General features: G+C 41.6%; 15 protein-coding genes and 4 tRNA genes. 12 read left to right on the forward strand and 7 right to left on the reverse strand.

The features are described 5' to 3' along the window. Positions 1 to 5: 5 nt before the first annotated feature. Positions 6 to 575 (reverse strand): elongation factor P-like protein EfpL, encoded by a 570-nt coding sequence (gene efpL / locus IUZ65_RS06710; protein ID WP_195703011.1) that lies wholly within the window; start codon positions 573 to 575, stop codon positions 6 to 8. Positions 576 to 754: 179 nt separating this feature from the next. On the opposite strand from efpL, the gene IUZ65_RS06715 reads away from it, so the two are divergent. Next, positions 755 to 1,522 (forward strand): nucleotidyltransferase domain-containing protein, encoded by a 768-nt coding sequence (locus IUZ65_RS06715; protein ID WP_195703012.1) that lies wholly within the window; start codon positions 755 to 757, stop codon positions 1,520 to 1,522. 36 nt (positions 1,523 to 1,558) lie between these two features. On the opposite strand, the gene IUZ65_RS06720 is transcribed toward IUZ65_RS06715, so the two are convergent. Continuing rightward, positions 1,559 to 3,922, reverse strand: coding sequence for a DNA polymerase II (locus tag IUZ65_RS06720; protein ID WP_195703013.1), 2,364 nt, complete (start codon positions 3,920 to 3,922; stop codon positions 1,559 to 1,561). Positions 3,923 to 4,207: 285 nt separating this feature from the next. On the opposite strand from IUZ65_RS06720, the gene uvrY reads away from it, so the two are divergent. The 5 genes from uvrY to IUZ65_RS06745 all read left to right on the forward strand — a co-directional run bounded on the left by uvrY (position 4,208) and on the right by IUZ65_RS06745 (position 7,728). Beyond that, positions 4,208 to 4,852, forward strand: coding sequence for a UvrY/SirA/GacA family response regulator transcription factor (gene uvrY / locus IUZ65_RS06725; protein WP_195703014.1), 645 nt, complete (start codon positions 4,208 to 4,210; stop codon positions 4,850 to 4,852). Further along, positions 4,852 to 6,684: an excinuclease ABC subunit UvrC gene (gene uvrC / locus IUZ65_RS06730; RefSeq protein WP_195703015.1), complete on the forward strand. Its 1,833-nt coding sequence runs from the start codon at positions 4,852 to 4,854 to the stop codon at positions 6,682 to 6,684. Before uvrY ends, uvrC begins: the two co-directional genes overlap by 1 nt. 46 nt (positions 6,685 to 6,730) lie before the next feature. After that, a complete protein-coding gene (gene pgsA / locus IUZ65_RS06735; protein ID WP_195703016.1) occupies positions 6,731 to 7,288 on the forward strand; it encodes a CDP-diacylglycerol--glycerol-3-phosphate 3-phosphatidyltransferase in 558 nt (185 codons plus the stop codon). 271 nt (positions 7,289 to 7,559) lie between these two features. Beyond that, positions 7,560 to 7,633, forward strand: a tRNA-Cys gene (locus IUZ65_RS06740). Positions 7,634 to 7,652: 19 nt separating this feature from the next. Continuing rightward, positions 7,653 to 7,728, forward strand: a tRNA-Gly gene (locus IUZ65_RS06745). A gap of 140 nt (positions 7,729 to 7,868) precedes the next feature. Here the strand turns inward: IUZ65_RS06745 and IUZ65_RS06750 are convergent. After that, a complete protein-coding gene (locus IUZ65_RS06750) occupies positions 7,869 to 8,171 on the reverse strand; it encodes an isoamylase early set domain-containing protein (RefSeq protein WP_195703017.1) in 303 nt (100 codons plus the stop codon). Between the two features lie 392 nt (positions 8,172 to 8,563). Between IUZ65_RS06750 and IUZ65_RS06755 the strand changes: the two genes are divergently transcribed. The 3 genes from IUZ65_RS06755 (at position 8,564) to IUZ65_RS06765 (ending at position 10,230) form a co-directional block, all read left to right on the forward strand. Then, on the forward strand, positions 8,564 to 9,805 hold the full coding sequence (locus IUZ65_RS06755) for an HDOD domain-containing protein (RefSeq protein WP_229637998.1): 1,242 nt from the start codon (positions 8,564 to 8,566) through the stop codon (positions 9,803 to 9,805). 228 nt (positions 9,806 to 10,033) lie between these two features. Further along, a tRNA-Leu gene (locus IUZ65_RS06760) sits at positions 10,034 to 10,120 on the forward strand. Between the two features lie 34 nt (positions 10,121 to 10,154). Then, a tRNA-Gly gene (locus IUZ65_RS06765) sits at positions 10,155 to 10,230 on the forward strand. Between the two features lie 649 nt (positions 10,231 to 10,879). Here the strand turns inward: IUZ65_RS06765 and IUZ65_RS06770 are convergent. Then, a complete protein-coding gene (locus IUZ65_RS06770; protein WP_195703019.1) occupies positions 10,880 to 11,773 on the reverse strand; it encodes an AraC family transcriptional regulator in 894 nt (297 codons plus the stop codon). Positions 11,774 to 11,945: 172 nt separating this feature from the next. On the opposite strand from IUZ65_RS06770, the gene IUZ65_RS06775 reads away from it, so the two are divergent. Continuing rightward, positions 11,946 to 13,097: an iron-containing alcohol dehydrogenase gene (locus tag IUZ65_RS06775; RefSeq protein ID WP_195703020.1), complete on the forward strand. Its 1,152-nt coding sequence runs from the start codon at positions 11,946 to 11,948 to the stop codon at positions 13,095 to 13,097. Between the two features lie 210 nt (positions 13,098 to 13,307). Further along, a complete protein-coding gene (locus IUZ65_RS06780; RefSeq protein WP_195703021.1) occupies positions 13,308 to 13,676 on the forward strand; it encodes a YgiW/YdeI family stress tolerance OB fold protein in 369 nt (122 codons plus the stop codon). Positions 13,677 to 13,815: 139 nt separating this feature from the next. Here IUZ65_RS06780 and IUZ65_RS06785 read toward each other — a convergent pair whose 3' ends face one another. The 3 genes from IUZ65_RS06785 to IUZ65_RS06795 are packed head-to-tail and all read right to left on the reverse strand — an operon-like array spanning position 13,816 to position 16,201. After that, positions 13,816 to 15,156: an ATP-binding protein gene (locus IUZ65_RS06785; protein ID WP_195703022.1), complete on the reverse strand. Its 1,341-nt coding sequence runs from the start codon at positions 15,154 to 15,156 to the stop codon at positions 13,816 to 13,818. Then, complete coding sequence (locus tag IUZ65_RS06790) at positions 15,146 to 15,805, reverse strand: response regulator transcription factor (protein WP_195703023.1); 660 nt, start codon at positions 15,803 to 15,805, stop codon at positions 15,146 to 15,148. The genes IUZ65_RS06785 and IUZ65_RS06790 overlap by 11 nt, the downstream gene beginning before the upstream one ends. Positions 15,806 to 15,814: 9 nt before the next feature. Beyond that, complete coding sequence (locus IUZ65_RS06795) at positions 15,815 to 16,201, reverse strand: PepSY domain-containing protein (RefSeq protein ID WP_195703024.1); 387 nt, start codon at positions 16,199 to 16,201, stop codon at positions 15,815 to 15,817. Between the two features lie 604 nt (positions 16,202 to 16,805). On the opposite strand from IUZ65_RS06795, the gene IUZ65_RS06800 reads away from it, so the two are divergent. Beyond that, a complete protein-coding gene (locus IUZ65_RS06800; RefSeq protein WP_195703025.1) occupies positions 16,806 to 18,425 on the forward strand; it encodes a tetrathionate reductase family octaheme c-type cytochrome in 1,620 nt (539 codons plus the stop codon). Positions 18,426 to 18,427 lie beyond the last annotated feature (2 nt).

Below are 18,427 nucleotides of genomic sequence, written 5' to 3' on the forward strand. Positions count from 1 at the left end.
TGTTCCTAATCTGCTCTGCTCGTGTATTTGCTTTCGGCGGTGTTGATTTTCACTTTGTCGCCAGACCCAATGTATTCAGGTACCTGAATAGTGAGTCCCGTCGCGAAGCGAGCAGGCTTAGAACGCGCAGAAGCAGAAGCGCCCTTGATAGAAGGGTCCGTCTCTTCGATGACCATTTCAACGGAAGCGGGCAGCTCAATAGCAACAGATTTGTCATTGATCAATACAACCTGTATTCCTTGTGTCTCTTCGTTGATAAATAGTAATTCTTCTTTGATGTCATCGCCGTTGAAGTTGTACTGAGTGTAATCTTCGTTATCCATAAAGACATACTCATCACCGTCAATGTAAGAGAACATCACATTGCGCTTTGTCATATCAACGGTTTCTAAAAGCTCATCACTCTTAAACCCTTCTTCTACCTTGCCGCCTGTCATTAAATCTTTGAAGCGAAATTTATAGATTTTCGCTCCGCCACGGCCACCGGGAGTGGTGATGTCGAAATCTTTAACAAGTAAAATTTTACCGTTTAGGCTTACCGCAAAGCCTTTTTTTATATCACTAGCCTTTGTCATCGTTCTGACCTTTAAATGTATAAGTTGACCAATAAATTGGGGCACAAGGAATAGAATACAACCTCTGGTTTTAAATCCAATATTTACAAGGCATAATTGAGCTCAAAATAAGGTTTATATTCGGTTTTTACCATTTTAGGTTTTTTTTTAATCATTAACGACCAATAGCGAGTAACTTTGTGCCATTACCAGTGATAGATCCGAGCGCCCCTTGGCAAGAAGAATATCGTAGAGTCATTCAAGAATTAATTCCAGCGCTTGAAAGCGGGTTAGGTAGTAACCTCCATAGTATCTACCTTTATGGCAGCGTGGCGAGAAAGTGCGCCGTGCCTGGTAAATCTAACCTTGATTTGGTGGTGGTAACAAGACGTCAACCGGATGCAAGGTTTCAGACGTTATTGAGCACGATAAAATGGCGATATAAAAAAGCCTTTCCGTTGATCACTGACTTATCTTTTCAGTTCCCTTTGGTCAAAAATATTTTAGCGATAGAAAGTGTTATCACTTGGGGTTTCATGCTGAAACACTGCTGTGTTTGTGTTTCCGGCGATGACTTGTCAACTCGTTACGGCGAATTTGAGCCGAGTTGGGAGATCGCTAAGTTTTGGAATATGGATGTCGATGAGTGGATTGCAACTTATCGGAAAAAAATCGCACAAGCAACAAACAGAGAGGAGCAGATTAAACTCCAAGTAATCATCGCCAAAAAATTACTCAGAGCAAGTTACTCAGTGATCATGAATAAAGACAAAGGTTGGTATGACGATCCAGCCGAATGCGGTGAGAAGTTTCTAAATTACTATCCAAACAAGCATATAGAGATTGAGCGGCTCAATATTCTACTTTCTGGTCGATATATACCTAAACGCTCCATTATTGGGATCTTGGATAGCTATGGTAGCTGGTTGGTTAAAGCTTATAAGAAAACAGAGTTTAGGATTGGTTAGTGTCAATCCAATGAACATTAAAACGGTTCACTGAGATCAAAATAGGCCCAACTGTGGCGCGTTTATGCTCTCAAAGTCAAGCCCGATAAAGGGCAATATTGCATCGGCAACGGGCAATAGTTGCTTATCAATGTAATGCTGATAATCAATGGCACTCTGTCTGTATTCTTCTGGTTCCGGCCCGTTTAACGTTATTACGTATTCGATACGACCTCGGTTTTGATATTGAAGAGGTCTGCCTAATTTTGCATTAATTTCATCTGCCATACGAGCCGCTTTAACTTGAGGTGGTACGTTTTTTTGATACTCGCTGAGCTTACGCCTCAACCTTTTCTGGTAGGTAAGTTTATCGTCATATTCACCATTGAGTGTTGCTTCTACATAACGACGAATATAGTCAGTTGGATCAATATCATGAAAAATCATTTCGTAGAGTTCTTGCTGGAACTGCTGAGATAATACCGTCCAGTCGGTGCGCACACTTTCTAGCCCTTTGAATACAATATGTTCCGCCTTACCCTCGCCAATAAGTCCGGCATAACGTTTCTTAGAACCTGTTTCGGAACCTCGAATCGTTGGCATCAAAAATTTTCGGTAATGGGTTTCATACTCGAGCTCTAAACAAGAGCTGAGACCATATTTCTGCTGTATATGGTTGGTCCACCAATCGTTTATATGATCGATTAATTCTTTGCCTATTTCGTCTGCTTCAGATGTCGGTAAGGCGCGGGTCAGGGAGACAAAGGTTGAGTCAGTATCACCATAAATAACAATGTACCCTTTTTGTTCGATTAACTGCTTTGTGCGCTTCATTATTTCATGTCCGCGCATGGTTATAGAGGAAGCAAGGCGGACATCGAAAAAACGACATCCAGACGAGCCGAGTACACCGTAAAAAGAATTCATAATGATTTTTATGGCTTGCGAAAAAGCTTTCTCATTGTTTTTCTTGGCATTATCTCTCGCTGACCATAAATCTTCTATCATTTTTGGGAGAAAGTGCTTGGTTCGGTGAAACTGCCCACCAACAAATCCTTCTACCGCTTGGTCTTGTTTATTCCCTGCTGTCAGTTTGAGGCCTTCTACTAACCCTAGAGGGTCAATTAAGAACGAACGGATGATAGAAGGATAAAGGCTCTTAAAATCCAGTACCAAAACAGAATCGTACAATCCCGGTAAAGAATCCATCACGTAACCACCAGGACTGGCCTGCCAGTTTTCGCTCTGAAGGCTAGGGGCTACGTAGCCAGCCCGGTGAAGCTGTGGCAAATATAGATTAGTGAATGCGGCGACTGATCCACCCATGCGGTCTAGTTCTATACCAGTTAACCTTGAACGTTCAATGACAAATTCTATTAGATGAGTATGTTGGAAAATTCGATTTACTAACACACAGTCTTGCAAATTGTATTTTGCTAATGCCGGTTTGTTATGGCGGAACATGTTGTTTATTTCTGCCATTCTGTCGTGGACGTTATGTATTGCCTTACCTTCGGAAAGCAGTTCTTGAGAAACGGACTCTAAAGACCAAGAACGGAACGAATAGGTGGCGGTTTTAAGCGTATCAATACCATCCAATACCACTCTACCAGGAATAGAAATGAACCCCTGTTGCGTTTGGTTGGATTGCCTGAAATAAGCATTTTGATTTCCTCTACCAATGGCGAGTTTAAGTCCATGCCATTCGGCCCGTTTGACTAATAACCTGAAATCAAAATCCACCACCATCCAACCAAGAATGAGGTCTGGGTCGTAGTGTTTAAACCAATCTATGAGTGCGACTAACAACATCTTTTCATTTTCAACCCATTGAACTGGAGTTTCGCAAGGTTCTGGTGAGCCAATCATAATCACACGATTATCAAGAGGTGAAGCCAATCCGACGGAATATAGAATGCCATTTTCTGAACATTCAATATCCAATGAGACATAGCTTAGGTTTGGGTGGTACGCACCCTTACGGCATTTCGCTTGCGTTATCTGGGTGTAGCCATTCTTTGCTGTTTTATAACCGGTAAACTCAATGCCCCCTTGAATAAATCGTTCCATCAAATATCGATCTGCTAGGCGAACGTCGGATTCGATTGTTTCGATATCATTAGAGGTGAGCAGAGTTAAGATTTGGGTTTTTAGGTATTGGTTTTCGCTGTAACAAGCGACGACCGCGTTTTGTAGAAAGTCTTTTAATTCAAGCGGCTTAAATTCTAATTTCTGTCTGTGTTCCAAGCAAAGGCTTTGGACTTTTGACAAGTCAGTGGCTTTTATGAAAAAAAGGCTTTTTTCAGATTGAATCTTTAGTTGAGTTGGCCCCTCAGGTGTATTTAGCCACAGCTCAATCAAAGTTGACCCTTTGATATCTCGGGCGTGGCGTGTAAGGATAAACCCTTTTTGTAGATTCAATTTGTAGCCTTAGGTACTGAACATGCTTGGATAGTAGCAATTATTGTTGGCAAATAGCCAGTTGGTAGCGTAGTGTTGTATCGAATAATTAACGATTGATATAAAAATCGGCGTTAAATTAATTAGTTGATAAATAGTCACTATAAAAAATAATGAAAGTTTGTGCTACGACTCATATGTAGTTAAGCATTCTTGTCTAAAATAGGTTAAAATCGTTATAGTATTGCGTACCATTTCTCAAATTGAGATTCGGTTAGCAGAGGTTGGTAGTGTGGAGATACAAGTTTGATAAATGTTTTCCTTGTAGATGATCACGAGCTAGTTCGCACAGGGATAAGACGTATAATTGAAGACGTCCGTGGAATGAACGTAGCAGGGGAAGCTGAAAGCGGTGAAAATTCTGTAAAATGGTGTCGCAACAATCATGCGGACGTCATACTCATGGACATGAATATGCCGGGTATTGGCGGTTTGGAAGCGACAAAAAAAATATTACGGTTTAATCCTGATGTAAAAATCATTGTATTGACGGTACATACTGAAAATCCATTTCCGACAAAGGTAATGCAAGCAGGGGCTGCTGGTTATCTTACAAAGGGGGCTGCCCCAGACGAAATGGTGAACGCGATTCGAATGGTCCATAGCGGACAACGCTATATTTCCCCGGAAATTGCTCAACAGATGGCATTAAGTCAGTTTTCTTCAGCATCTGAAAATCCGTTTAAAGATCTTTCGGAGCGTGAGTTACAGATCATGCTGATGATTACGAAAGGACAAAGAGTAACGGATATTTCAGAGCAACTAAATCTGAGCCCTAAAACAGTCAACAGCTATCGCTATAGATTGTTCAGTAAATTAGATATCAATGGTGATGTGGAGTTAACTCATTTGGCCATTCGTCATGGAATGCTAGATACTGAGACATTGTAGTGTCGAACAGTTTTGATTCATCCTCTTTTCTAAATACTGTCACAAATCAGCCCGGCGTATACAGAATGTATAACGCCGAGTCTGATATTATTTATGTGGGTAAAGCAAAAGACCTTAAAAAAAGGCTTTCTAGTTACTTTCGTAAAAATGTTGACGGTGAAAAAACGCGCGCTTTAGTTAGCCATATCGTAAAGATTGACGTTACTGTTACCCATACGGAAACGGAAGCTCTGATTCTTGAGCACAACTATATTAAGCAGTATTTGCCGAAATATAATGTGTTGTTACGAGATGATAAATCCTACCCCTATATTTTCATAAGCGCCCATAAGCATCCCCGTTTGTCCTCTCACCGAGGTGCCAAAAAACGTAAGGGTGAGTATTTTGGTCCGTATCCCGACTCAGGGGCTGTTAGAGAAACATTGCATTTGATACAAAAAATATTCCCAGTAAGACAATGTGAAGATACCGTTTATGGTAATCGCACTCGGCCTTGCTTAATGTATCAAATCGGACGTTGTGCGGCGCCATGTGTGTCTAATCTCATTAGCGATGATGAGTACTCAGAACTCGTTGGTATGGTTCGGCTGTTTTTGCAAGGCAAAGACAAGCAGGTTATCTCTGAACTTGTCGACAAGATGGAGCAAGCTAGTATAGCGCTTCGATTTGAAGATGCAGCAAAACTAAGAGATCAAATCCAGGCAATAAGAAGAGTGCAAGAACAACAGTTTGTCTCTGAAGATAGTATGGATGACTTAGATATTTTAGGATTCGCGCAAGAAAACGGGCTAGCGTGTATTCATATATTGATGGTTAGACAAGGCAAAATATTAGGCAGCCGAAGCCACTTTCCCAAGATACCTAATAACACGGAAAGAGAAGAAGTGTTTTATAGCTTTTTGAGTCAGTATTATCTTGGACACAATGAAGCGCGTACCATACCTACTCGTATTGTGCTAAATAAAGGGCTGTTTACCGAAGGTGAACCATTGCAAGAAGCGCTCACTAAGCTAGCAGGGCGGAAAGTATCATTCCATCAAGATCCAACAGGGACCCGTGGGCAGTACTTAAAACTTGCCAATACCAATGCGTTGACCGCCATTACAACCAAAATAAATCACAAGATGACGATTAACCAGCGCGTATCGGCTCTACAAGATGAACTAGGCATCGAATCAATTCGTCGCATGGAGTGTTTTGATATAAGCCACACGATGGGTGAAAGTACCATCGCTTCTTGCGTTGTATTTAACCATGAAGGGCCAGTCAAGTCAGAGTATAGACGTTATAACATAACGGGTATCACGGGTGGGGATGATTATGCGGCGATGGGACAAGTTCTGGATAGACGGTATAGTAAACAGCTGGATGTGGAGAAAATCCCTGATATTGTTTTCGTTGACGGTGGTAAAGGCCAACTCAATCGCGCGCATCAGATTCTTTCTTCCCATTGGGAAGATTGGCCCAAACGTCCAAGGCTTATTGGTATTGCAAAAGGTGTAACGAGAAAGCCCGGCCTAGAAACATTGATTACGATTGAAGGCGATGAGTTTAATCTGCCAAGTGACGCGCCTGCTTTACATTTAATTCAACATATTAGAGACGAAAGTCATAATCATGCAATTGCCGGGCATAGAGCAAAACGTGCGAAGACGAGAAGAACCAGTTCTTTAGAAGGCATTGAGGGTATCGGGCCCAAAAGACGCCAATCATTGCTCAAATTTATGGGTGGGCTTCAGGAACTCAAGCGAGCAAGTGTAGAAGATATAAGCAAAATACCGGGAATTAGTCTTTCTTTAGCAGAAAAGATACATCAGTCATTGAAAGAATAGTATTTTTCCCGCACCATTACCTCGCGGTTTACAAGAGCTAACTATAATGCGTTTTACCATACCAAATATACTTACTTTATTACGATTGGCGTTAATACCAGTTTTGGTCATTGTTTTTTATCTTCCCTACAGTTGGGCTCCTTTTGCTGCGGCAATGGTCTTTTGGTTTGCTGCTGTCACAGATTATTTCGATGGCATGCTCGCCCGTAAACTGGGTCAAACTTCTCGCTTCGGTGCTTTTCTTGATCCTGTTGCCGATAAGGTAATGGTCGCAACAGCTCTTATTTTAATTACCGAGCATTACGAGACTATCTGGATAACCATTCCAGCTGTCACCATGATTTCACGAGAGATCATTATATCTGCATTGCGAGAATGGATGGCAGAAATTGGCAAGCGAGCTAGTGTGGCGGTTTCATGGGTTGGGAAAGTCAAAACCGTGGCGCAGATGTTTGCTTTATGGGTGTTAATATGGCGTTATGATGATTGGATGGTTTGGGTTGGTTATGCGGCACTTTATATTGCAACGATACTAACTTATTGGTCTATGATTCAATATCTAGCGGCAGCGAAGGGTGACCTGTTAGATAAGAAACACCAATAAGTTTGAGAGTGATTTAAAGGCGAGCAGTGGCTCGCTTTTTTTGTCTCTAAAGAAGGTAAGTAGGGTATTGGGTACGAGAACTGGCAAGTTATCTTACGGATTTATAGCGAATTTATGCTACTAAAGTAATCAATCTTAGCAGAACTGATCGCAAAGTAACCAAACGATACAAAAAAATAAAAATAGTGTTGACTCACCTCGGTGAATCCGTAAAATGCCTCCCGTACTCAAGAGGAACTGAATAAGTTTCTCTGGCAAGAAGAGATACAACGGCGCGTTGGCAGAGAGGCTATGCAGCGGATTGCAAATCCGTGGACCTCGGTTCGATTCCGGGACGCGCCTCCATTTCTTTATGGAATGAATTGCGATACTAGCTCAGTTGGTAGAGCGCAACCTTGCCAAGGTTGAGGTCATCGGTTCGAACCCGATGTATCGCTCCAATTTGTAATAAAGCCTTAGCAGAAATGCTAGGGCTTTTTTACGTCTGGATATTGATGAAACAATAGCGATCAATACCAAACAGTAGAATCAAAAAAGGAAGCACAAGTGCTTCCTTTTGGAATATGATTGTTTCCGCCTACTATGCAGCTTCTACTGTCGAAATTAGACTGTTGTCAGTGCCAAAGCTATTTCTTACATAGTCATCTGCAGCTTGATCGTTCTCCCAGCTTTCACCATCGATTAGATAGCGAAATTGGAACGTGTCGCCTTTTGGCAAACGAAGCTTTAGAGTGAATGCTTTGTTCTTTTTGTTCAATTTCATTGGAGTCGCTTCCCAACTATTGAAATCACCTGCGATTGCGACACTGGTTTCTTCACTTTGAGGCCACTCGAATGTTACTTCTACTTCGTCTTTAGTTTTAAAAAAGCGCTTCTTCAACATTTATTTTTCCTATAGATACCAAACATAATGCCTAATTTGTAGACGATTTTGTGACGCAGTTCAAGTCTTTTTAGCATTACTGTGGTTTCTGAAGTTGGCGATTATGGTAGTACAACGCATGATTTTTGGGACGAACATATGTAACCCTATGCTGCGTAAGGATTAATTGATAATTAACCAATTGATATTATGTGTAAAAATAAAAATGATATTTTTAGAAAGTATTTGTGTCAGCCGTGTGAATTACGTTTCCTGCTGGATTAATGTGATTAGAAGACTATGCGTTTATGTCTGAATAAAGCCACCAATTAACACAATCATTGTTTATGTGCTGTAATTGTTAATACATGTTACAGGTATTAACCTGTTATCTTTATATACCGGAAAAACAATTGCCTAAAGAAAGTACAGCCGAACGATTATTCACGAATAAACGGTACAACACCGAAGCTGAGAGTGTCGCTAGAAAAATAGCTGAGCAGACTTTAATTCGACATGCTCAATGGCTTGTTAGTATGCGATATTTGGTAGATCAAGCTGATGTAGACACCATATTAAGCGCTCAAGGTGAGTATTGTGAATCGGTTATTTTTGAAGAAAAAGAACGTATCACGGAAAATCAAAGGGTGCTTTTGCAGTGCGAAAAATTAAAAGTAATTGAAAGGCAAGAGCGATTAGAAGAGCGACAATTCATTTTAGATAAAGTGGTAACACGTGTAGCAATGAAAACAGAGAGGTTGATGATAGAGAAGCTTTCTACATTATCGGTTGATAGACTTATTTGGGGCTTTCCGCAGTTTGACCATTTCAGTTCATTTGCTTATTCAGCTTCATTAAATTTTTCAAAGCTGGGTTCATTAACAGCGTTAAGCCAGTCGCTTAAATCTAATGTACTTGATCTGGTTGGTAATTCGAAGTTTTGTGAGTTACTTGGTAAATCCCCCAAACACACGAACGACCCTAACATTGCCATTGGTTATATCGGTATAAATAACTGCCGTAGGCTATTTCCAGTACTCATGGCGAAACCGTTACTCAGATGGTCAGATAAAAATACTAAAATAATGTCACCTAAGTTATGGCAGCAACTGATTGTTACCGCGAACGTCACGAGACTACGCTTAGTAAAAGCAGGGTATAAGGAGCCAGACGAAGGTATTCTTCTCGGAACCATCCGTTCTTTAGCGCAAATCGCCATTTGTAATTATTTTTCGCAATTCTTTGAAGACGCGCTTGTCAGCGTAATGAAAGAGTGCAGAGAGAATGAAGACATGGAATCTTATTTTGCGTGCGCAGAAGTAAAACCAACATTAGCTGTATTGCCTAATGTTATTTATAAACTAGATAGGCTATTGACCGAAAGGATAGTTCAGCATATTGAATGGGATCAACGAGTCTTGCACCTACGGGGTGCTTTGCTGGAAGACGTATCTGATACACCTATATTGAAGAGAAGCCTGCATGGTGTTGCACTAGGGCAGGCTAGGGCATTTGCTATCTATGACATGCTAGGCAGAAGTTCAGCGTTTGTAGATAAACACGCACCTTATTGGTTTGCAAATGTCCAACTAGATGGTGAAGCGCTTAACGCATTAAAAAATAGTAACCCCGGTAAGTTGACGCTTTCTATGTAGTTTTAATTCTAAATGACTATTTTTTCCTCTTTGAGATTAAAAAATAGTCATACGGTTAAAAAGTTAATAATTTTTGGTTGACTCATTTTCTGAATCCAGTAAAGTACAGCCCTGTTCTGGAAGCGAAGTTAAACGCTTTATAGAAACGAAATTTGCGATATTGACTCGTCAGTATCAAGATGGTGTCTAACTAAAATCAGTTAGTAGCATAGCAAGAAAGAATTGCGTGCCCTGGTGGTGGAATTGGTAGACACAAGGGATTTAAAATCCCTCGGCGTTCGCGCTGTGCCGGTTCAAGTCCGGCCCGGGGCACCATCTAATAAAGTCTGTATTCTATGAATACAGCACTGCGACACTAGCTCAGTTGGTAGAGCGCAACCTTGCCAAGGTTGAGGTCATCGGTTCGAACCCGATGTGTCGCTCCAATTTGTAAAAGCCTTAGCAGAAATGCTAGGGCTTTTTTACGTCTAAGCCTCAACGCCATCAACGTTCGTCATTCTCTTCCTCCGCCCAGCGAATAATGGGGCACAAGGATATAATGAAGTGCATAACATGGTAGAGGAGAAACGCTTGCCAAGGTTGAGGTCATCGGTTCGAACCCGATGTGTCGCTCCAATTTGTAAAAGCCTTAGCAGAAATGCTAGGGCTTTTTTACGTCTAGGCCTCAACGCCATCAACGTTCGTCATTCTCTTCCTCCGCCCAGCGAATAATGGGGCACAAGGATATAATGAAGTGCATAACATGGTAGAGGAGAAACGCTTGCCAAGGTTGAGGTCATCGGTTCGAACCCGATGTGTCGCTCCAATTTGTAAAAGCCTTAGCAGAAATGCTAGGGCTTTTTTACGTCTAGGCCTCAACGCCATCAACGTTCGTCATTCTCTTCCTCCGCCCAGCGAATAATGGGGCACAAGGATATAATGAAGTGCATAACATGGTAGAGAAGAAACGCTTGCCAAGGTTGAGGTCATCGGTTCGAACCCGATGTGTCGCTCCAATTTGTAAAAGCCTTAGCAGAAATGCTAGGGCTTTTTTACGTCTAGGCCTTAATGCCATCAACGTTCGTCATTCCTAAATTAAACCGCGTGGGCTTGAGTGGCTCCGGGTGAATAGTTGAAATGGCGCTTAAACTCACGGCTAAATTGCGAAGCACTATTGTAGCCAACAATACGTGCGGCTTCAGATGCGCGGCATCCATCAAGCATGATCAAATCGCGAGCCTTGCTTAATCGGACTTTCTTCAGGTATTGAAGAGGGGACTCCGTTGTCACCTGCTTAAATACACGATGAAAGGCGGGGACACTCATAAAGGCCTCAGCAGCGAGTTCATCGACCGTGAGTGGTGACGCATAATCTGAATGCAATCGGTCCAAAACTTTTGCAAGCTTTGCATAATTACCTTCAGTATTCGCCCGTTCATATAAGATATGTCCCATCGGACCTTTGAGCACTCGATAGATGATTTCTTTTACGATGTCTTCCCCAAGAAATTCGGCTTCTGAATCATGCTGTAAAACCTTCATAAGCCTCGAAAAGGCATCTTCTAATGGATCAGACATTGACATGCAGTTCATACCAAGGCAGCTGCGGCTTAAGGGGGCAATAATTTCGGAGTCGTATTGGTCAATATGGTTTATTATCGAATGGAGTTGTTTTGGTGCTATATCGATCTTAAGGCCCATTATTGGTTTGTTATTTTCTGCTTCGGATTCACATTCAAGTGGCAGTGGGACACCGAACACAACAAAATCGCCTTGGCCATATGTCATTTTGTGTTCACCGAGATAAATGTTCTTGATACCTTGACCGATAACGACTATTCCTGACTCATAGACAAGGGGCTCTCTTGGACGTGATCTACCTGATCGATAAAATTTGACACCCGGTATCACCGTGTTAACTAAGCCTTCGAGCTGACCCAATTGTTTGTTATCAACGTATGAATCCATATAACGGACGAATTGCTTCATGGTGAACCTTTTCATTAATATCTGTTCAAAATAACAAAAATGATACTTTTGGGCAACTATTTGACATAAATAGGTATTCATCTACAGTATGATTGTCAGTAATATGCAATGCAAGAGTCGAGTGTTCGCTCACTGCTACCTATATAATCAGAATTAAACGATGGAGAAAATCATGGAATTTACCTATGGGAACTCAACAACGATAATGTTTGGCCAAGGTCAGATAGCCGCAATAAAACAACAGATACCAACAGACAAAAAAGTATTGGTTATCTACGGCGGTGGCTCGATTAAGAGCAATGGCGTTTATGATCAAGTTGTGGCGGCATTGTCTGAGCACCAGTGGCAAGAGTTTTCAGGTGTTGAGCCTAACCCAACAGTAGAAACGATGGATAAAGCGGTTGCAATAATTAAAGAACAGGCAATAGATTTCGTTCTCGCTGTTGGCGGGGGCTCGGTTATTGATGGTTCTAAATACGCCGTTGCAGCGGCAAAATATGATGGTGATGGTTGGGATATCCTATTAGGTAAACATAAAGTTACAGAAGCGGTGCCTCTTGCTGCGGTATTAACTCTCCCTGCAACAGGTTCAGAATCGAACGCAGGCGCGGTATTAACTAAAGCGGCGACTAAAACGAAACTTCCGTTTGGTTCACCAGCGGTTCAGCCTATTTTTGCCGTATTAGACCCAGATACCATGAAGTCGCTTCCTGAACGCCAACTGAGAAATGGATTGGTAGACGCGTGGGTACATACGTGTGAGTTGTATGTCTCGACGCAAAAAGAGGGTGCAATGGTTCAAGATGGTTACTCAGAAGTGCTTTTACGTAACCTAATGACCTTAGCAAAAGACTATAACAATCGTGACAATGATGGTTGGCGTAGTAACCTAATGTGGACAGCAAATCAGGCACTATCAGGTTTAATCGGTGCTGGTGTGGACCAGGACTGGGCAACGCATATGATCGGCCATGAATTAACCGCGTTATATGGCGTTGATCACGCTCGTTCACTTGCTATCATTCAACCTGCATTGTATCGCAACCAGATTGAAGTAAAACGAGCAAAACTAGAGCAAATGGGTACAAATGTGTTCGCTCTAGAATCAGGCAGCGATTTAGCGGAAAGAACGATAGAAGCAATCGAAGCCTTCTATCACAGTTTAGATGTCGCAACGCAGCTGTCTGAGCATGGATCAGATAAAGCAACCACGATTCAAAGTGTTCTTGCGAACCTTGAAGCGCACGGTATGGTTGCACTTGGTGAGCATCGAGCAATTACGCTTGAAGAAAGTCGTATAATACTCGAAGCATCGGTCGCCTAATCATTTAGATTTCAAATAACAAAAACCTCTTGAGAGCGTATCTCAGGAGGTTTTTTTGTTAACACAGGGAATATAAGTAGATAAATAGGTGAAGACACACCTTCGATACTTTTCGCAATGAACTCAAAATGAATGAATCACTCAGCCTCGGTTCAATATCAACGTGTTTTAATAACACCATCAAAACAGAGAGTGAACTGAGGAAATAGAATGAAAAAGACAATTGTAACCGTAGCGGCTTCGCTAATTCTAATGCCAGCAATCGTAATGGCGGGCAACGACCATCAGAATAAAATGATTAATTTCAACGGCCCGGTGGACCTCACATCGGTAAAATCCCTATTAAGTGATTCAAGTATGTTCACAGAAAAAGAGGTCATTGTGGAAGGCTACTTGATACGACAGACGCGAAAAGATACGTATATTTTTTCAGATGGAGAAGCAGAGATAGAAGTTGAACTGGATGATGACATTAATCTAGCCGCTCCTATTACTGCGGAAACTAAATTGCGAATATATGGCGAGTTCGAAGGTGGAAGCACGCCAGAGATTGAAGCTGAACAGATTCAGATACTATAATATTATTGTTCATGGCAACGAAATGCCTGCTGCTGGAGTGACCTAATAAAGTTTGGCGCTTTATTTGCAGGCGTATTGTCATCTTTCTCTTCGAAGAGGAAGAGATTATTATGGTGTTTTGTCGGTGGCGTTGACCTTTTTATGGGGCAAGGGCTAACTTGAGTATGACCCTCAACCCACCAAGATTACTTCTATCAAATGACAGATCCCCGCGGTAACTATGGATCATTTCAGACACAATGTTGAGGCCTAAACCGGACCCTGGTGTTGATTCATCTAACCTATACCCTCTTTTTACAATGTCATTGAGTTGATTCTGGGCAATGCCTATTCCGTCATCATCAATAAAAAGTGTCAGCGAGTCTTGCTCTACTACCGCGTGAATACGTATAAGCGTAGTGGCCCATTTGTACGCATTCTCAACCACGTTACCTAATATCTCATCGAGATCGGTTTGTTCAATAGCTACCTCGAAGTCATGGTCTAGTTCATTCACTAGTACTAGATTGCGAGACGAATATACTTTATCAAATGCGCTCGATATTGCGTCTATGCGTTCAGAAGGATTTGATTTAACTGACAAGATGTTCATAGAACCAGCCATTCGCGCCTTACTGAGATGATAATCGATCTGCGATTGAACCTGCTTTATCGAATGCATTAAATCTTCACGTGACGGATCGGATAACTCGGCAACTTGATTATTTAATACTGATAGAGGTGTTTTGATTGAATGAGAAAGATTACCGGCATGGTTTCGCGCTCTATGCAGTAACTCTTGGTAGTGAAAGAGCAGTGCATTAAGGTCAGCAACTAATGGTGAAACTTCGGCAGGATAGTCACCTGTAATGGTGTCGATCTTACCTTTTTCTAGAGACTTCAGCTCGTCTTGGAGTGTGTTTAATGGTCGTAACGACCAAGAAACCTGGAGTAAAATAAAAATAAGAATGCCAACAAAAAGAAGCAACAAAATTAACCAAAGCTGGCCGATAACCATTTCTAGCGTATCATCAAGTGGATTTTGATCTACCCCAACAATTACGTTCAATGGCTCGGTTATGTCAGGTATATAGATTGTTTTAGAAATAAAGAGTAATTTTTCGCCCTTGGCGCCAAACAGTTCAAAAGAGTGTTGATTGTCTCTTGATTCTATATTTTTGTCCCACAGAGATCGAGAACGTAGCGTATGACTAAAACCAGTTACATTCCAATAGACGCCACTGTACGGTTGTTTAAATCTAGGGTCCGACAAACTGTCTGTAAGTGTGAGTTGACCACTGCTGTTTACTATCAGATTGCCGGCAATCTCGTCCATAGCCAAATCTAGCTGAGAAATCACCTCAGTACGGAGGTAATCATTAATTAATTTGGGTATTACAACACCAGCAGATACAATCATTCCACCTAGCCAAAAGCAGGCCGCTAAAACGAGCCGGCCTCGAATGCTTAAGCGTTTAAAGCTGATCAACTTACTTTGCATTGAGTTGATATCCCAACCCACGAACCGTTTTGATTATATCTGGTGCAATCTTTTTGCGTATACGTCCGACAAACACCTCAATAGTATTGGAGTCGCGGTCAAAATCTTGTTTGTAGATATGTTCAACGAGTTCGGTACGAGAGATTACTTTTTCACGATTGTGCATAAAATAGGCAATAACCTTGTACTCAAGGGCCGTTAATTCAACAGCCTGACTGAGCCACATAACCTTTGATGATCGCGTATCCAGACTCAGATCACCGATCTGAAGAATAGGTGAGGCTTGGCCTGAAGAGCGACGAAACTGAGCTCGAACCCTAGCCACCAGTTCAACCATCTCGAACGGCTTTGTTAAGTAGTCATCTGCGCCAGCGTTAAGGCCTTCAACACGGTGCGATAGGCTGTTTCTTGCGCTGAGGATGATGATAGGGGTGTTGATATTTTCATCTCGTATCCCTTTTAAAACAGTGAGCCCATCTAATTTTGGCAAACCTAGGTCAAGCACTATTGCGTCCCAATCTTCAGACGTACCTCTATACAGTGCATCAATGCCATCTTGCGCCAACTCTGCTACCCATCCTGCGCATTCGAGAGTTGAAACAATTTGTTCACCTAACTGTGGATTATCTTCGACAACTAAAATTTTCATATGATGGCTCTATTTCTTTATGACGTTCAGTAAGTTACGGCCTTTTATCTCTATTATTTCAAGTGTTGTCGCATTGTACTCGACCTTAATGACATTATCTTCGTGAATTATTTTTAATTCGTAAACCCATTCATCGTCGTCTTCATCGAGTTCAACCTTTATCAATCTGCCGTTTAACTGTTGATCGACAGCGCTATATAACTCGGAAAAAGGCTTAATCAATCCTCTCTTAACCGCATCATATACCTCATCTTGATCCTCATCGAATTCGATACTGGTGCCAGTACGAAATTCATCTTGAATCAACATATGGCCGTTCTCCTCTGAATTAGAGGCGGAAACAGAGCAAGAAAGTAGCGATATTAAGAGTAAGTTGAATACTTTAAGTTTGGGCATAACGTCATCGGCTCAGTAAATTTCTTTAAGTATATCTGAGACTAAATGAATAGAAAGTGAATGGAGTCATAACTAAAAAATGAGAAGAGAAATAGCACGATTGAAATTTGCGGTCAAAACGTTATTTAAGATAACAAATCATGCGGAAAATTGACCAAGATTTGGACCTGAATAGACCTCAATTTTTCTACTACCTTAGGATTATAGATGCACTTTACTAGCATATGCCAATAACAATACTGTAATTATAACTGATTGTTATTAATGAATAAATAGAGAATCATTGATAGGGATCAATTTTTGGAAATGAGAATTATCGCCACAGTATGTGATCTAGTTATAAGGTTTCGCTGAACTTTTAAAAAACCATGGATAAGTTATGGACATTAGTATTATATTAGTAATACGTATATAAGCTTTAAGTGTTTTAGTTTTTTCTTATTGTTTGGTGTTCAATTTATTTATTTTGGTCATTAGTTGTTTCAAGCGATAGTTCTAAATTATAAATATAAGCATTACATATAACACTACATTAGCTTTAAAGGATTTAAGCCCGAGCTGTTCTATTAAATGGGAATATGCTGACCAAGAGGTAACGTTTTAAATGAAAAAATTAATCATGCTGGTGGTCGTACTCTATTCTTGGGCTGGTTTATCCATGGCATCAGGGGTAGCGGAGAGCACGACGCAAAAACGAGAAATAAGCTCGATAACGAGTACGGCAGATCACTCTACGTTTGAGGTGCTAAAGCAAGAGTTTGATTACGCTCCTGACGTGACTGAGGCGTGCTTAGAATGTCATACCGAAGCGTCTAAACAACTACACCAGACATTTCACTGGACCTGGTCCAAAGAGGTTGACGGTGTAAAAGTCGGTAAGGCTCAGAATGGCTTTAATAACTATTGTGTATCGGCAAAAGGAAACGAAAGCTGTACGCAATGTCACATCGGTTTTGGATGGCGTAATGAAGACTTTGATTTAGAAGCAGAAGAGAACGTTGATTGCCTTGTATGCCATGATACAACCGGTACCTACAAAAAATCAGCGGCATCATCGGGTCATCCATATTATGAAGACCAGATAATTGGTGGCAAGTTGCAAAAAGCGGTAGACCTGTCTTATGTGGCGACACATGTGGGTAATCCAGAGCGAGAAAATTGCTTAGCATGTCATGCGAACGGTGGCGGTGGTAACGGCGTTAAACACGGCGATACTGATATGTCTCTCGTTCAACCTGAGTTTGCATTAGATGTACATATGAGCCCAGAGAAACTCGACTTTGCATGTCAGGACTGCCATACCACAAGCGACCATAAGATTTCAGGTCGCTACAATGACCGCAAAGCCTTTGTGGATCATGACCTAAATATGGGGCGCGACGACCGAGACGGAAATAACGTCTCTTGTGAATCATGTCATAGCGCAACGCCACACCAAGATAGAGATATTGACAATCATACAGCGAAAGTGGCGTGTACGTCGTGTCATATACCAGAGATGGCTCGTGGGGCTTACTTAACCAAACTTTCGTGGGATTGGTCGACAGCAGGAAAAACAAAAGACGGTAAACCGTATGTAGAAGATCAGGTTTTTGATGGCGTGGAAAACCACTCTTATATGAGTAAAAAAGGAACATTTACATGGGGTAAAAATGTCGTTCCTGAATACCGTTGGTACAAAGGTGAACTCAAGCAGATGACTCTGCTCGATACCATCGACCCTAATAATGCACCTATTGATATCAATCCTCCCTCTGGTAGTTATGACGATCCTGAAGCACGTATCTGGCCATTTAAGATTCACAAAGGTAACCAACCTTACGACACCGAACTGAACAGAATATTGCCGATTAAACTTTACGGTAAAGCATCATCGGGCGCACTTTGGACAACATTGGATTGGGATAAGGCACTCGAGGCCGGCGCAAAACTGAACCACGTCGAATTCAGCGGCAATTACGACTTCGTTGAAACTAACGGCTATTGGCCTATCAAACACATGGTTGCACCAGCGGATCAAGCCGTGAAATGTTCAGCTTGCCATAGCAATGAAAGTCGACTGAACGGACTGAATGATTTTTATCTTGTCGGCCGCGACAGCAATACTCTAGTCGAATGGTTTGGAGTTATCGCAATTTGGGGTGGGCTAGCCGGTGTGATTTTACACACGCTAGGAAGAATACTCACTATTCGTCGCCGTAAACAACAGACTAACCAGAAGTAACT

This window comes from Vibrio sp. VB16 (assembly GCF_015594925.2).
Classification (GTDB): domain Bacteria; phylum Pseudomonadota; class Gammaproteobacteria; order Enterobacterales; family Vibrionaceae; genus Vibrio.

Bases quoted from the DNA above. Each gene is read 5' to 3' on its own strand.
- efpL (WP_195703011.1), bottom strand. From the start codon at position 575: ATGACAAAGGCTAGTGATATAAAAAAAGGCTTTGCGGTAAGCCTAAAC.
- pgsA (WP_195703016.1), top strand. From the start codon at position 6,731: ATGCGTTTTACCATACCAAATATACTTACTTTATTACGATTGGCGTTA.
- IUZ65_RS06750 (WP_195703017.1), bottom strand. From the start codon at position 8,171: ATGTTGAAGAAGCGCTTTTTTAAAACTAAAGACGAAGTAGAAGTAACA.
- IUZ65_RS06770 (WP_195703019.1), bottom strand. From the start codon at position 11,773: ATGAAGCAATTCGTCCGTTATATGGATTCATACGTTGATAACAAACAA.
- IUZ65_RS06775 (WP_195703020.1), top strand. From the start codon at position 11,946: ATGGAATTTACCTATGGGAACTCAACAACGATAATGTTTGGCCAAGGT.
- IUZ65_RS06780 (WP_195703021.1), top strand. From the start codon at position 13,308: ATGAAAAAGACAATTGTAACCGTAGCGGCTTCGCTAATTCTAATGCCA.
- IUZ65_RS06785 (WP_195703022.1), bottom strand. From the start codon at position 15,156: ATGCAAAGTAAGTTGATCAGCTTTAAACGCTTAAGCATTCGAGGCCGG.
- IUZ65_RS06790 (WP_195703023.1), bottom strand. From the start codon at position 15,805: ATGAAAATTTTAGTTGTCGAAGATAATCCACAGTTAGGTGAACAAATT.
- IUZ65_RS06795 (WP_195703024.1), bottom strand. From the start codon at position 16,201: ATGCCCAAACTTAAAGTATTCAACTTACTCTTAATATCGCTACTTTCT.
- IUZ65_RS06800 (WP_195703025.1), top strand. From the start codon at position 16,806: ATGAAAAAATTAATCATGCTGGTGGTCGTACTCTATTCTTGGGCTGGT.